The following is a 13,573-nucleotide window of genomic DNA, read 5'->3' as shown; positions in this document are numbered from 1 at the left end:
GGTGGTGATGCGAACGTCGACCTTCATGCCGTCGACGCGAAGGGCTACGCGGCCGTCAAGAGGCCGGCGGTGCTCGGTGATGTCCATGTCGGCGAGCACCTTGAGACGCGCCGTCACCGCGGGATGCGAGGTCTTGGGGAGGCCAGCAATGTCCTGGAGCACGCCATCGATGCGGTAGCGCACGCGGGTCTCGTGCTCGCCAGGTTCGATGTGCACGTCGCTGGCGCCGTCGCGCACCGCACCCCGCAGGATCTGGTTGACGATACGCACAACCGGCACGTCGCCCTCCACCATGTCCTCGTCGAGCACATCGGAGGCAACGCCCAGCGAGCGCCTGCCCAGCTCCTCGAGCGCGTTGGAGGCCACGAGGTACTTGTCGATGGCGAAGCGGACCTGACTAGCCGCGGCAACGACCGGCTCCACCTTGTGGCCGGTGCGCAGCTGCGTCTCGTCGATCGCCTCGATGTCGAGGGGGTTGGACATGGCGAGCACCAGCCTGCCCTCGCGAAAACCGATCGGGATGACCTCGCGGAGCCGCGCCATGCCGATAGGCAGCAGCGACGCAGCGTTGCGGTCGATCTCGATGCTGGCCAGGTCGACCTGCCGCAGGTTCTTCTGCTCGGCGAGTGCTTTGGCGAGATGCTCCTCGGAGAGATGGAGCTCGCGCACGAGAATCTCGCCGAGCCGTCCACCGTGCATGGACTGCTGGGCCAGTGCGTCGTCGAGCTGATCGAGGGAGAGGAGGCCGATACGCTGGAGAAGCTCGCCGAGCTTCTCGCGGTCGTTGACGGGCATGCGGGTCCTTCGTTGCGGGGTTGCGGGCAGGTATTGCAGGTCCTGAGGAATGTATCGGCAAGTGCGGGCGCAAGCCGAAGAAGGGCCCCGGCTGCCCGGGGCCCTTCGGTGCAGTGCTGTCGTGAGGTGCAGTCGAGCGGTGGGACTACGCTTGCGCGTGAGCCATGTGCTCGGCGGCGGTGTCCTCGGCCGCGTGATGCGGCTCCTTGACGGTGATCGCCAGGACCGCGGCGACCACGAGGAGACCGGCGGCGATGTAGTACGCCGGAGTGAACACTCCGTAGGCGTCCTTGATCCAACCAGCGGCGTAGTTACCCAGAGCGCCGCCGACGCCCCAAGCGGTAAAGATCAGGCCGTAGTTGACTCCGCCGAACTTGGTACCGAAGAAGTCGTACGTCGCGGCGGGGAAGAGCGTCAGGTTGGCGCCGTACATTGCGCCGATGAGCGCCGCGACCAGGAGCAGCAGGTACAGGTTGTGCGAGTTCGGGAGGATGAGCGCGACGAGCACGGCCTGCGACAGGAAGACGATGATCATCGAAGGCACGCGACCGATCCGGTCCGAAACCATACCGATGATCGGGCGACCGAGGCCGTTGCCGATGGCCAGGAACATGACGAGCAGGAAGCCCGAGGCCAGAGCGATGCCGGCCAGTTCGGCCGAGGACATGACCGCGTAGTCAGCCGGGGACAGAAGCTCCGGCGCAACCTTGCCGATAAGGCCGGTCATCATCAGGCCGGCGAAGGCCGCGAAGGCATACATCATCCACAGGAGGTAGAACTGCGGGGTCTTGACCATCTGCTGCCACGTGTACTCGACGCGCTTCAGGGCGGTCGCTGCGGCGGCGCTGGGCGGCGGAGGCGTGAAGCCGGCCGGAACCGGAGCGACGTAGCCCGCAGGCGGGTTCTGAAGCAACTGCGCGAACAGGATGATCGCGATCAGGAATGCGATGCCGAGATACATGAAGGTGCCGTTGAGGCCGGCGCCAGAGATGAGCTGGGTGGTGAGCGGAGCGGTGTAGACGGAAGCCAATCCGAAGCCGCCGACCACGATGCCGGAGATCAGGCCGCGCTTGCTAGCGTGGAACCACTTGACTGCGGCGGGCGTGGCGCACGCATATGCGAGGCCGATGCCGATGCCGGTCAGAACGCCGAAGCCGAGGAGCAGAAGCCCGTGATTACCCTTGGCCGAGTAGTCCGAGAAGCTAGCCAGGATCATGCCGAGACCAACGCACGCGCCGCCGGCAGTGGCAACGATGCGGGGGCCGTACTTGTCCTGCAGACGGCCAGCGAAGACCATCGTGAAGGCGAAGAAGAGCAGCGCGAGCGCGTACGGCGCCAGAGCGTCGGTAGCGGCCCAGTTGTACGCGTGCTCGGCGAGCACGGTCTTGGCGACGCCGACCGTCTTGTAGCCGGAGGTCGGGTCGCCTGCCTTTGAGAGGCCGCTGACGAAGAAGCCGCTGACCGTCTTGGCGCCCTCGGCGAGCTTGAGGTGGTAGACGGTGACTGCGTCGGCAGCCGGAATCGGACCGGCGCCTGCAACCGGCGCCTCCTTGGTGGACACCGCACCGCCAGCTCCGAGCGTAAGTACCGTCGTGAACTTGGCGGTGAAGATGCTCCATGTGTAAAGGACGCCCAACGCAAGGTTGATGCACAAACCTGCGATGGTGACGACCCACCCCTTTGACGGGGATGTCGTCTGATCTGCCATCCCAACCACTCCTTCCCGGTTCCCCGGTGAACGCGCCCGCCGAACATTCGCCGGTCGGCCAGGCGTATCAACATGTGGCCAGCATGTGTCCTGGCGCATGAAACCTCTGCGAAACCCACGCGAATGGCATGTATCGTCGGCAGATGGCCATATGATGACCGCGAACGGCGAACGGCTTGGAAGCCTTCGCATGCGGCGCGGCATCGGCCGGGACGCGGTGGCTGTTCGCTGGCGCCTCGGCTTGGGCACAATCGGTGTGACCCGTACGCCGCGACCTCAAGCGTCGCCAGCACAGAAGGTGGACGCCATGTTTGCCGACGATGACGCAACGCAACGCCCCGTAGATGAGCACCTCGACCGCGAGAGCGGCGTATTCATCGAGCCCGATGGCCGAGAAGTGGCGTGCGACTCCGAGCAGGAGCCCTGCGCTCCCGACGACTACGCGAACGACCCCGACGCGCCCGAGACCGGAATCCCGGGCACCGTCGATGACGCGCCGCTGAGCTTCGGTATCGAGGTCCCAGCCTCTGCCGACTCGCACGTGGTGCTCGAGGGCGCGACTCGCCCCGGTGCAACTTCCGAGGAGGACGCCAAGGCCGCCGACGACAACGGTGCCGCCGAGGAGAAGGAGCTATGGGGTCAGCAGGCCGCTCTCCTCGAAGAGGACAGCGCCGGTGGCTTGAAGCTCGACGTTTTCTCAGAGGACGAGATTCCCGAGATCCTCGATGCGATGGGCGACGACGCTGCCGACCCGCTGCAGGACTTCCCCAACGGCGTAAGCGCCACTGGCGATTGGAACGCTCCGGAACATGGGGGCTTCCCCGAGCGCAAGGAGTGACACTATCCTGTGCAGATGCACTGACAGGTGCATGCCGGGACGGGGGTGAGGGATGCGCCCTTGCGCGCGCTTGCCAACTCGCGTGAGTCACCTAAGGGGTCGTAGGCTCGTATGCCCAGTCGCGTAAAGAACGTGTTTCTCGGCGATCCGCTTCATAACGAGGAATCTCGACACCAGAGGCTCTCGAATCCGATCGCGCTTGCAGTGTTCTCGTCAGATGCTATCTCGTCGGTTGCGTACGCAACGGGCGAGATTATCCTCGTGCTATCGATCGCAGGCGCGGCGTTTCTGCACCTCGCCTGGTACATCTCGCTGGCCATCGCCGTTCTGCTCGTCATCGTCGCCATCTCGTATCGGCAGACCATCCGCGCCTATCCCAGCGGCGGCGGCTCGTACATCGTCGCGCGCGAGAACCTCGGCGACATGGCGGGGCTGATAGCCGGCGCCTCGCTGCTGGTCGACTACGTGCTGACCGTCGCCGTGTCCATTGCTTCGGGGACGGCTGCGGTGACCTCGGCGTTCCCGAAGATGCTGCCGTGGACCGTGCCGATCTGCCTGTTCTTCATCGCGATTCTCGCGGTGGGCAACCTTCGCGGCGTCAAAGAGTCCGGCGCCATCTTCTCGATACCGACTTACACGTTCATCGTCGCCATGATCGGGATGATCCTCTGGGGACTCTTCAAGTTGTTCACTGGAGGGCCGGCAGCTATCCAGGTGCCTTCATCGCACGCCGCGATCGTTCCGTTGGGCGCGTTCTCGCTCTTCTTGCTGATGCGGGCGTTCGCGTCCGGCTGCGCAGCCATGACGGGCGTCGAGGCAATCGCGAATGGCGTCCAGGCGTTCGCCGAGCCCGTCTCCAAGAATGCAGCGAAGACACTGACCTGGATGGCCGGCATCCTCCTCTTCCTCTTCCTCGGCATCACCTACATCGCGGTGACGGCGGGGGTTCGCAACGTCGAGACCGAGACGGTCATCAGCCAGATCTCGCGTCAGCTGTTTGGGACTGGCCTTATCTATTACGTGATCTCGTTCGCCACCATGGGAATCCTGGTCATCGCCGCCAACACGAGTTACGCGGACTTCCCTCGGCTGGGCTCGTTCATGGCAAGCGACGACTTTCTGCCGCATCAGCTTAAGGACAAGGGCTACCGGCTCGTCCACAGCAACGGCATCCTGATTCTGACCGCGGCCGCAGCGGTGCTGGTTGTGGGCTTCCGCGGCGAGACAAGCGCGCTGATCCCGCTCTACGCGCTGGGCGTGTTCATGTCGTTCACCCTGTCGCAGGCCGGGATGGTCGTCCACTGGTTCAAGAACCAAGACGACCCGGGCTGGAAGGCCGCCGCTGTGGTCAATGCCGTGGGGTCAGTCACGACCGGCATCGTGTTCCTCATCATCGCTATTGCGAAGATCGGTCAAGGCGCCTGGATCGTCATGGTGCTCGTGCCGATCATGGTCGCGTACTTCCTGTGGGTGAAGCGTCGCTACGACTTGGTGAGCGAGGAGCTTGCGCTGCCCGATAGCGAGCTCGTGGACATGAACTGGCAGGCGTACAACCGCCTGCACAACCATGTGGTCATCCTGGTCAAGACCATCGACCGCCGCCTCGTACGCGCGCTCCAGTACGCCAAGACGCTTCGCGCCGACACGGTCGACGCCATCTTCGTCGACGTGAGCAGCGAGGAAGGCGAGGCCTTCCGTCGCAAGTGGGACAAGGCGGGGCTGGGCATCAAGCTCACGATCGTCCCGTCACCGTACCGCGAGGTCATCTCGCCGGTGCTCAACTACGTGCGGGCGTTCCCGCGCCCGAACAAGGATCACGTCGTGACGGTTGTGGTGCCCGAGTACGCTCCGCAGAACGCCGCCGACGCGATGCTGCACGACCAGACGTCGTTCTGGATCAAGCAACAACTCTTTGGCGAGGACGGCGTCATCGTCGCCGACGTGCCCTACCATCCCAGCTTCGACGAGGACAGGTACCGCGCGATTCGCGCCGACGGCTCCGAGCGCGCCAAGACGCCTGTGGCGCCGCCCGCCGAGACGCCCGCGGCACCGCCAGCCGCACCTCAGGTGTAGGCCGGGGGAGCAGCGCGAGGCGCTGAGCCGATGATGCGCTCGGCCGTCCGCGCCGTCACGGGCGCTACTCGTAGTGGGGGTGCTCGATCTCGATCGCTTCGACGTGGATCTGGATTCCCAGTGCGGCGCGAACCTCGGCCTCATGTTCGCCGTCGGAGAACATGAGCAGTTCGTCGCCGGCGGCAAGGATCGTATCGCCCTTGGCGACGGTCAGGCCAGCCTCGCGAGTGATGATTGCCATGACGTGGGCGTTCTCGGGCAGCGTGATCTCAGCGAGCGACTTGCCCACGGCGGCAGCGGTCGTGGGCAGCGTGATCTCGTCGATTGAGACGTTGTCGGCCTGCAAGCGCAGCAATGTGACGAGGTCGCCGAAGCCCACCTCCTTCTCCACGAGCGAGAGCATCACCGATGTCGACGACACGGGAACGTCGACTCCGAAGTCCTTGGTGAACAGCCACTCGTTGCGCGGGTGGTTGATGCGGGCGAACACCTTACCGGGGCCGTAGTGCTTGGCCAGCATCGCGACGACGAGGTTGTCCTCATCGTCGCCGGTTGCCGCGATGGTGAGGTCTGCCGTGCCGATCTCGGCGTGCTCGAGTACCTCGGGCTCGCACGCGTCACCGTGTAGCACGGTGACGTCGGGCATCATCGACTCGACGATCTCGGCGCGATCGTAGCGCTCCTCAATGAGCGTGATGTCGTTCTCGGCTTTGAGTTCCTGGGCAAGGAAGAGTCCGGACTTGCCAGCGCCTACGATGACGATTCGCATGTCCGCCTCCCTAGAGCAGCCCGAGGAGCTTGCGTAGCTCCGGGGCCGAATCGCGATCGATGGCCATGAACAGTTGATCGCCCGCGTGGACGACGTCGGTGTCGGCGAGCAGAATCGCGTGCCCGTTGCGCTCCACGGCGACCACGGACAGAACTCGGGGCAGCTCAAGGTCGAGTATGCGCTTGCCCTCGAGGGCGTCCGGCGCCTCGAGATCGACGAGCACGACCTCGCCTTGCCCGAACGCGTAGTCGCTGCGGACCTTGGGGTCGAGCAGCATTGCGAGTAGCCGCGACGAGGACCACTGGACTGCCGAGACGGTTGGGATGCCGAAGCGCTCGTAGATCATCGCGCGCTTGGGATCGAAGATGCGGGCGACCACCAGCGGCACGTTGAAGCGCTCGCGCGCCGCTCGTGCCGCCACGATGTTGCTGTTGTCGCCGCTGGTGACGGCGGCGAACGCGTCGGCTCGGTCGATGCCCGCCTTGATCATCGTGTCGAGGTCGAACACCTCGCCGTTGAGGCGCAGGCCGTTGATGCCCTCGTACTCTTCGTACACGTCGGGGTTGCGATCGATGACCGCGATCGTGTGTCCTTGCGCCTCGAGTTCGTGCGCGAGGTAGCGGCCTACTCGGCCATACCCGCCGATGACGACGTGCATCTCTCAGCTCCCTAGATCCTGGCGGTCCGCAAGCGCTCTGCGGGGGACGTCACGCGTATCGCAACATGCTAGTACCCGAGTTCGCCCGAGTCACCCAATAGTTTCGCTCGGCCGTGCGTCGGGCAGGATTTCACCGATGGGGGGTACGTTCGCGCGCCGTTGTACTATTATCGGAAATGAACAAGCTTCGATAAGCCTGGGGAGTTACCATGCGCGTGCACGCCATCCAGCAGGCCCCCTTTGAGGGACCTGGACTCATTGCCGACTGGGCCGCCGCCCGTGGTCACGAACTCACAACAAGCCTTGCCGCCACCGAGGAGTACCCGGCGTGCAATGGTGTCGACTTTCTCGTGATTCTGGGCGGCCCAATGGACGCCGACGACGAGGTCGCGAGCCCATGGCTGCATGCCGAGAAGCACTACGTGGTCGAGTGCATTGCCGCTGGCCGAGGCGTGCTGGGCATATGCCTGGGCGCGCAGATCTTGGCAGAGGTTCTGGGCGGCAAGATTCGGCGGAACGACGTCAAGGAGATTGGCTGGTACTCGGTCGAGAAGACGGAGACAGGCGGGTTCGAGCGCCTACTCAACGCATGGCCCGACAACTTCGTGGCCGGGCAGTGGCACGGTGACACGTTCGACCTGCCCGGGAGCCTCGTGCCGTTGCTCTCAAGCGAGGCGTGCGAGAACCAGGCGTTCCTCTTCGACCGCCGCGTGCTGGGTCTGCAGTTCCACCTCGAGTGGAGTGAGGCGTCGCTGCGCTCGCTCATCGAGGCCTGCGGTGACGAGCTCACGGGTGACGGCATGTGGACGATGTCGGCCAACGAGCTCATGGACGAAGCGCCCGACCGCATCGCTGCCGACCGCGAGCTGCTGTTCTCGATACTCGACGCGCTCGCCGTGGAGGTCGACAGGCTCGCCGCAGCTTCTGCGCTGTGAGCGGCGGGACCCCAAACTCGATCGTTCAGGTTGACGGGCTGGTCAAGCGCTTCGGCGACATGACCGCCGTTGACGGCGTGTCGTTCTCCATCGCCGAAGGATCGATCTTCGGACTGCTCGGCCCCAACGGTGCGGGCAAGACCACCACCATCTCGATGATCTCGTGCCTGCTCGCCCCCGATGGCGGCGACGTTGTCGTGGACGGCCACTCCGTTCGCAACCAGTCGGGTGCCGTGCGGCGGGTACTGGGCGTCGTGCCGCAGGAGATCGCGCTGTACCCAACGCTTACCGCCGCCGAGAACCTACGGTTCTGGGGTCGCATGTACGGCTTGAGCGGCAAAGCACTCTCCGATTCGATCGGCTACGGCCTGAAGATGGCCGGCTTGGAAGACCAGGCGAAGAAGCGCATCGAGACGTTCTCGGGCGGCATGAAGCGTCGCATCAATATCGCGGCGGGCATTCTGCATCGTCCCCGCGTGCTGCTGATGGACGAGCCCACGGTGGGCATCGACCCGCAGAGCCGCAACCACATCCTCGACACCGTTCGCGAACTCAACCGCGAGGGCATGACGGTCCTCTATACGAGCCACTACATGGAAGAGGTCGAGGCGCTGTGCGATCGCATCGCAATCGTCGACCACGGCCACGTCATCGCACAGGGGTCGCTCGAGGAACTGCGCGCACTCGTGGGTGACGAGGATCGCATGCGTATCGAACTCGCCGACGTGCGATGCGGCGAGGCGCTGGCGGCCGTGCTCGCCGTGCCCGGCGTCTCGCGAGCCGAACTCGCGGACGCTACCCTCGAGGTGCTGGCGCCCGAGGCGGGGCCGGTGCTGGGCGCCGCGATTGCTGCGATTACGGCGGCGGGCGCCTCGGTACGTTCCGTGGAGGTCGTCGAGCCCAACCTGGAGTCGGTATTCCTCCACCTCACCGGCCGCGCGCTGCGCGACTAGGCCAGCGCCGATGCGACGCGCCTTCTACATAGCGATGAAGGACCTGCGTGTCTGGGCGCGCGACCCCTCAGCGCTCGGCATCCTGATAGCCATGCCGGCCATCCTCATCATCATCCTCGGCTCGGCCCTGGGCGGGCTGACCAGCGGCGGGGGAGGGACACAGATCAAGGTCGCGATCGTGAACCTCGACACACGCATCCTTAACCACCCGCGTTCCGACGACCAGGCGGCCAAGCTCGAGGATGCGCTCACGGGCGCGGACCGCATCAAGGCACTGTTCGCCATCGAGCGCTCTCGCGATCTGGCGGGTACCCGGGCGCGCGTCGCGAGCGGGGAGTTGGCCGCCGCGCTGGTGATTCCCAAGGGATTCGGTGCCGCACTCGGCGACGGCCGCGCGGTCGACTTGCAGGTGTTCACCGACCCCGGTTCAGGCACGGCGGCGGGCATCTGGGAGAGCGTTGTGAAGGCCGTGGCGACGCGGTACTCGGCGGTCACGGTGGTGGTGCGCACGGCGCTGGAAGCGACGCAGAACAGCGACTCGCCGGCGCTGGCACAGGCGGGTGGTGCGGCGGAGATCGCCGGGCTGGCGATCACGCAGGCGGCCAAAGACAACGCGCTGGACGCCGTGACCGTCGACGACACGGTGGCCAGCGGCAACGTGAAAGTCACTTCCCTGGACTACTACGCGCTGTCGATGACCGCGATGTTCCTCATGTTCGGCGCGATGTACGGTGCGTTTTCCACCATCCGGGAGCGCCGAGAACAGACGATGCCGCGCATGCTTGCATCCCCAACGCCTCGAACTGCCGTGGTGGGCGGCAAAATGATGGGCGTCTTCGCGCTAGGGCTCGCGCAGTTCGTCGCTCTCTATCTGTTCACGCGGTTCGTGCTTCACGTGCAGTGGGGCGAGAATCCGGCAGCGACGCTGCTCGTGGCGTGCGCCGAGATCGCTGCCGTAACTGGGCTCGCGACGCTGATCGCCGCAGTGGCCCGCACCGAGCGCGGAGTGGGTGGTATCGGGCCTGTGCTCGTGCAGATTCAGGCGCTGGTCGGGGGCGCGTTCTTCCCGGTCACGGTGCTGCCCGTCTGGTTACAGTGGATCAGATACCTGTCCGTGGTTGGCTGGGCGATCGAGGGCTGGCACCGAGTTCAAGTGGAGGGCGCTGGCGTCACTGGGGTTCTCGGGCCAGTAGTTGCTCTGCTTGCGTTCGCCATCGCGTTCTACGCGTTCGGCGTGTGGCGAGCGGGAGCCGAGCGATGAGGCGCATCCTGACCATCGCCGGGCTCGACCTCCGTCAGCTGTTTCGAGACCGCGGACAGCTGGTGGGCGTGCTCGTGCTGCCGTTGCTGCTCACGTGGGTGTTCGGGCTGGCATTCGGTGGCGGTCAAGCTGGCAGCGTGACGAAGGTCCCGGTCGCCGATAACGACCACTCGGTGTACTCGGCGTTCGTGGTGAGTTCGCTGGATCAGACGGGAACGTACGCGGCGCAGCCGATGAGCGAAGCCGACGCGCGCTCGGAGGTGCGCTCGGGCAACGCGCCCACGGCCGTCATCATCCCCTCCGGCTTCGGGCGCGAGGTGGAGCGCGGCACCACTGCGACCGTCACGACGCTGCGCGACCCAGGCTCGACCGCGGCGCAGGCGATCGTGGAGGTCGTAAAGGGCGCCACTTCGCGAATCGCCACTAACGCCAAGGCTGCGCACGTCTCGGCAGACGCACTGGTTCTGGGCGCGGGTGGGGTGTATCCGGCCAACGCGCCGGACTTCCGAACGCTGTACGCAGAGGCCGATCGCTTCTGGAAGCCCAACCCGCCGGTAGGCATGACATCGCAACTCGTTCGAGCCAACGCCGAGCACACCGCCGAGCTCTCGGCGCCCGCGAGCACCCAGTACTCGCTGGGCTTCACCGTCTTCTTCGTGCTGACGGTGGCCTTCAGCGGTGCGGGCGGCCTTCTCGAGGAGCGCGAGCTCGGCACGCTGAGGCGCCTGCTCGCGACGCCGGCAAGCCGCGGGGAGATCGTCGGCGGCAAGGTGCTCGGCGTCGCTTCGATGGCTGCGTTTGAGGCCACCGTGCTGGTCGGTTTTGGCTCGCTGCTCTTTCACGTGCCGTGGGGCGCCGCTCCGCTGGCCGTCTTTGCGGTCCTGGGTTCGCTGGTGCTCGCGTCGACAGGCATGGGCATCATGATCTCCGTGCTCGTGCGCACGCGAAGCCAGCTCTCGGCGGTCTCGCCGGCGCTCACCACCGCCATGGCGATGCTCGGCGGCTGCTACTGGCCGATCGAGATCACCTCGCCGACGATGCAGAAGATCGCGCTGGCCACACCGACTGGCTGGGCGATGGTTGGCCTCAAGAACGTGGTAGCTCGCGGGATGGGATTCGAAGCCGTCGTGACGCCGTGTCTCGTGCTGCTGAGCATGGCGATCGTCTTCTTCGCGATAGGACTCTCGCGGCTGCGCCTCGAATAGCACGTTTCGGGAAGCGATAGCGCCACCGCAGCGCTACGATGGCTCAGAGAGTCGCGGAATGGCCCGGCCGAGAGAGGAATCTCATGGACAGCTCGCAGGCGAGCAACGCAGGTGCGGCACTGGGCAGCCTCATAGGCGGCGCCGTGCTGTGCTACTTCCTCTTCATCGTCTTGCTGATAGTGGGGACGGTCTTCATCTACTACAAGATCGTCCAGCGCACCGGCTACAACGGCTGGATGGCGCTGCTCATGTTCGTCCCGCTGGTCAACTTGGGCATGCTGCTCTATCTCGCCTTCTCCGACTGGCCCGTGCAACAGGAGAACCGCGCTCTGCGCGCCCAGCTCGGGTACAACGTCGAGGGTCCGCTGCCGCCCGCGCCGGGCAGCTACTACGCCCCCACAGCAGGCTACATACCGCCGACCGCACCCTACGGCGGACCGCCAATGGCGCCCCAGGTTCCTCAGGTGCCTCAGCCTCCACAGCCGTCGGCGCAGCCACCCATGCAGCCGCCAGTCCCACCAGTGCAGTCCTAAGCACGGGCGGATGGACTGGCGCCGAGACCCCAAAGTATGGCTTTCGCTGGCGGCGACGCTGCTGCTGTGGGCCTCGGCGTTCGCAGGCATCCGCGCGGGCATGCGACTGAGCCCGGCGGGCGTCCCAGGTCCCGACGGCTATGGCCCGGGCGAGGTCGCGCTGCTGCGCTTCGGGACGGCCTCGTTCGTGCTGGCCGTCTTCGCGATCCTGACGCGCATGCGGCTTCCAAGCCGCAAAGACCTCGCCGGAATCGCGATTGCGGGGGTCGTCGGCATCACCATCTATCACGTCTCGCTGAACTTCGGCGAGCAGACCGTGAGCTCGGGCGCGGCTGCACTGCTGATCTCGGCGGGGCCGGTGTTCGTGGCGCTGCTGTCGATGGCGTTCCTGGGCGAGCGGCTGACGTGGCAAGGTTGGGCCGGTACCACGATCGCGTTCGCCGGAGTGGCGCTGATCTCGGTCAGCGGCAGTGGCGGGCTGCACTTCACCGCAGGCGCGCTGTTCGTGCTGCTCTCGGCGCTGGCCACGGCTGCGTACTTCATCCTGTCGAAGCGGCTGCTGCGACATTACTCGGCGATCGAGTTCACGTGCTACGCGATCTGGGCGGGCACCATTCCGATGCTCGTCTTCGCGCCGAGTTTCGCTCGGCAGTTCTCGCACGCGGCGCCCTCGGCAACGATGGCCGTCGTCTACCTGGGCATCTTCCCGGCCGCGATCGCCTACGTGCTCTCGAACTACGCGCTGTCGCGCATGCCCGCATCGCTGATGACGACGTTTCTCTACCTGTCGCCCGTGCTGGCGGCGCTCATCGCGTGGGTGTGGCTGGGTGAGGTGCCAGCGCTCCTGACCGTTGTCGGCGGCGCGATAGCCATCGTCGGGGTTATCATCGTGCAGACCCGGGGGCAAACGCGCGAGAAGGCAGCGACGTGACCTTCTGCTTCGCTCCCGCCGCAACTCGGACTCCGCTTGCGCAGGGACGGTGAAAGCGCTTGATGACAACCATTCCAGAACCCACGCCGCATCGCGTCACGCCGGTCACCGCCGACGACGCTGAGGCGCTCGCCGAGGTCGCCCGTCTCTTCGCCGAGTACTCCGAGTGGCTGTCCGGCTTCGTCAAGCACACCACGGTCGCCGAGGAGCTCGAAGAGTTGCCGGGAGGGTTCGCGCCGCCTGGTGGCGCGCTGCTGATTGCGGCCGACGCGAGCGGCGCGATCTGCGGCTGCGTGGGTGTGAAGCGTCACTCCGATGCAGCTGCAGAGATCAAGCGGCTCTTCGTGCGCGAAGCATGTCGCGGCACGGGGCTGGGGCACGCGCTGTTCGCCAGCGCGCTCGACACCGCATGCAACCTTGGCTACGTAGAGGCGCTGGTGTCGACGATTCCAGCCAAGACGCCGACGGCCAACGCGATGTACGATCGCATCGGCTTTCAATCGACCGGCCGCTTCGAGGATCACACGCACGCCGACGTTGAGATCCGCTACCTGCGGCTCGATCTGGGCGACTGGTGCGCGTAGCGGGGCAACTAGTCGAGAACGGCGAAGCCGACGATGCCCTCGGCAGGCTCGACGAAGCGCTCGATCTTCTCAACGCTCGCGTGCACCGGGCCGATGTGGGTCCAGGCGACGATACCCTCGACGGCTTCGGGCTCGCCCTCGAAGACAGCCTCAACGCGGCGGTCGGGGAGGTTGCGTACCCAGCCGGACACGCCGAACTCCTCGGCGCAGCGTCTGGTCGACTCGCGGAAGAACACACCCTGCACGATTCCTTCGATGATCACTCGGGTACGCGCAGTTGCCATGAGTGCGCTCCGTTCAGTTGTACCAGCGGGTATAGTAAAAAAGTTG

At 65.8% G+C, this 13,573-nt stretch carries 14 protein-coding genes; 9 read left to right on the top strand and 5 right to left on the bottom strand.

The genetic code is table 11. The features are described from left to right. Positions 1 to 795, bottom strand: a 795-nt coding sequence (locus tag P4L93_01510; protein MDR3685623.1) for an ATPase, T2SS/T4P/T4SS family, incomplete at its 3' end; no start/stop codon positions are given. A gap of 145 nt (positions 796 to 940) precedes the next feature. After that, a complete protein-coding gene (locus tag P4L93_01505) occupies positions 941 to 2,503 on the bottom strand; it encodes an OFA family MFS transporter (GenBank protein MDR3685622.1) in 1,563 nt (520 codons plus the stop codon). Positions 2,504 to 2,810: 307 nt separating this feature from the next. On the opposite strand from P4L93_01505, the gene P4L93_01500 reads away from it, so the two are divergent. After that, positions 2,811 to 3,341 carry a hypothetical protein gene (locus P4L93_01500; GenBank protein MDR3685621.1) on the top strand — a complete coding sequence of 177 codons (531 nt, stop codon included), beginning with the start codon at positions 2,811 to 2,813 and terminating at the stop codon, positions 3,339 to 3,341. Positions 3,342 to 3,452: 111 nt separating this feature from the next. After that, positions 3,453 to 5,414: an APC family permease gene (locus P4L93_01495; GenBank protein MDR3685620.1), complete on the top strand. Its 1,962-nt coding sequence runs from the start codon at positions 3,453 to 3,455 to the stop codon at positions 5,412 to 5,414. Between the two features lie 64 nt (positions 5,415 to 5,478). Here the strand turns inward: P4L93_01495 and P4L93_01490 are convergent, their stop codons facing one another. Together P4L93_01490 and P4L93_01485 are read right to left on the bottom strand one after the other, a co-directional pair. After that, positions 5,479 to 6,183 (bottom strand): NAD-binding protein, encoded by a 705-nt coding sequence (locus P4L93_01490; protein ID MDR3685619.1) that lies wholly within the window; start codon positions 6,181 to 6,183, stop codon positions 5,479 to 5,481. Positions 6,184 to 6,193: 10 nt separating this feature from the next. Beyond that, entirely contained in the window at positions 6,194 to 6,841 is a 648-nt protein-coding gene (locus P4L93_01485; GenBank protein ID MDR3685618.1) for a TrkA family potassium uptake protein, read from the bottom strand. A 209-nt stretch (positions 6,842 to 7,050) separates the two neighbouring features. On the opposite strand from P4L93_01485, the gene P4L93_01480 reads away from it, so the two are divergent. The 7 genes from P4L93_01480 (at position 7,051) to P4L93_01450 (ending at position 13,243) form a co-directional block, all read left to right on the top strand. Then, the gene (locus P4L93_01480) at positions 7,051 to 7,776 is read left to right on the top strand and encodes a type 1 glutamine amidotransferase (GenBank protein ID MDR3685617.1); all 726 of its coding nucleotides are present in this window, start codon (positions 7,051 to 7,053) and stop codon (positions 7,774 to 7,776) included. Beyond that, positions 7,773 to 8,729: an ABC transporter ATP-binding protein gene (locus P4L93_01475; protein MDR3685616.1), complete on the top strand. Its 957-nt coding sequence runs from the start codon at positions 7,773 to 7,775 to the stop codon at positions 8,727 to 8,729. The genes P4L93_01480 and P4L93_01475 overlap by 4 nt, the downstream gene beginning before the upstream one ends. A 10-nt stretch (positions 8,730 to 8,739) precedes the next feature. Further along, entirely contained in the window at positions 8,740 to 9,990 is a 1,251-nt protein-coding gene (locus tag P4L93_01470) for an ABC transporter permease (GenBank protein MDR3685615.1), read from the top strand. Further along, positions 9,987 to 11,195, top strand: a complete 1,209-nt coding sequence (locus P4L93_01465; protein MDR3685614.1) for an ABC transporter permease — start codon at positions 9,987 to 9,989, stop codon at positions 11,193 to 11,195. The genes P4L93_01470 and P4L93_01465 overlap by 4 nt, the downstream gene beginning before the upstream one ends. A gap of 83 nt (positions 11,196 to 11,278) precedes the next feature. Continuing rightward, positions 11,279 to 11,728, top strand: coding sequence for a hypothetical protein (locus P4L93_01460; GenBank protein MDR3685613.1), 450 nt, complete (start codon positions 11,279 to 11,281; stop codon positions 11,726 to 11,728). Between the two features lie 10 nt (positions 11,729 to 11,738). Then, a complete protein-coding gene (locus P4L93_01455) occupies positions 11,739 to 12,659 on the top strand; it encodes an EamA family transporter (GenBank protein MDR3685612.1) in 921 nt (306 codons plus the stop codon). Positions 12,660 to 12,721: 62 nt separating this feature from the next. Beyond that, the gene (locus P4L93_01450) at positions 12,722 to 13,243 is read left to right on the top strand and encodes a GNAT family N-acetyltransferase (GenBank protein MDR3685611.1); all 522 of its coding nucleotides are present in this window, start codon (positions 12,722 to 12,724) and stop codon (positions 13,241 to 13,243) included. An 8-nt stretch (positions 13,244 to 13,251) separates the two neighbouring features. Here the strand turns inward: P4L93_01450 and P4L93_01445 are convergent, their stop codons facing one another. Then, positions 13,252 to 13,527 (bottom strand): acylphosphatase, encoded by a 276-nt coding sequence (locus tag P4L93_01445; GenBank protein ID MDR3685610.1) that lies wholly within the window; start codon positions 13,525 to 13,527, stop codon positions 13,252 to 13,254. Between the last annotated feature and the right edge of the window lie 46 nt (positions 13,528 to 13,573).

It is taken from the genome of Coriobacteriia bacterium, assembly GCA_031292615.1.
In the GTDB taxonomy this organism is placed as follows: Bacteria; Actinomycetota; Coriobacteriia; order Anaerosomatales; family JAAXUF01; genus JARLGT01.
Note: the sequence above shows the minus strand (reverse complement) of the source record. Positions and strands in the feature narration are given on the sequence as shown.

Bases quoted from the DNA above. Each gene is read 5' to 3' on its own strand.
- P4L93_01485 (MDR3685618.1), bottom strand. From the start codon at position 6,841: ATGCACGTCGTCATCGGCGGGTATGGCCGAGTAGGCCGCTACCTCGCG.
- P4L93_01495 (MDR3685620.1), top strand. From the start codon at position 3,453: ATGCCCAGTCGCGTAAAGAACGTGTTTCTCGGCGATCCGCTTCATAAC.
- P4L93_01490 (MDR3685619.1), bottom strand. From the start codon at position 6,183: ATGCGAATCGTCATCGTAGGCGCTGGCAAGTCCGGACTCTTCCTTGCC.
- P4L93_01480 (MDR3685617.1), top strand. From the start codon at position 7,051: ATGCGCGTGCACGCCATCCAGCAGGCCCCCTTTGAGGGACCTGGACTC.
- P4L93_01500 (MDR3685621.1), top strand. From the start codon at position 2,811: ATGTTTGCCGACGATGACGCAACGCAACGCCCCGTAGATGAGCACCTC.
- P4L93_01505 (MDR3685622.1), bottom strand. From the start codon at position 2,503: ATGGCAGATCAGACGACATCCCCGTCAAAGGGGTGGGTCGTCACCATC.
- P4L93_01460 (MDR3685613.1), top strand. From the start codon at position 11,279: ATGGACAGCTCGCAGGCGAGCAACGCAGGTGCGGCACTGGGCAGCCTC.
- P4L93_01465 (MDR3685614.1), top strand. From the start codon at position 9,987: ATGAGGCGCATCCTGACCATCGCCGGGCTCGACCTCCGTCAGCTGTTT.
- P4L93_01445 (MDR3685610.1), bottom strand. From the start codon at position 13,527: ATGGCAACTGCGCGTACCCGAGTGATCATCGAAGGAATCGTGCAGGGT.
- P4L93_01470 (MDR3685615.1), top strand. From the start codon at position 8,740: ATGCGACGCGCCTTCTACATAGCGATGAAGGACCTGCGTGTCTGGGCG.
- P4L93_01450 (MDR3685611.1), top strand. From the start codon at position 12,722: ATGACAACCATTCCAGAACCCACGCCGCATCGCGTCACGCCGGTCACC.
- P4L93_01455 (MDR3685612.1), top strand. From the start codon at position 11,739: ATGGACTGGCGCCGAGACCCCAAAGTATGGCTTTCGCTGGCGGCGACG.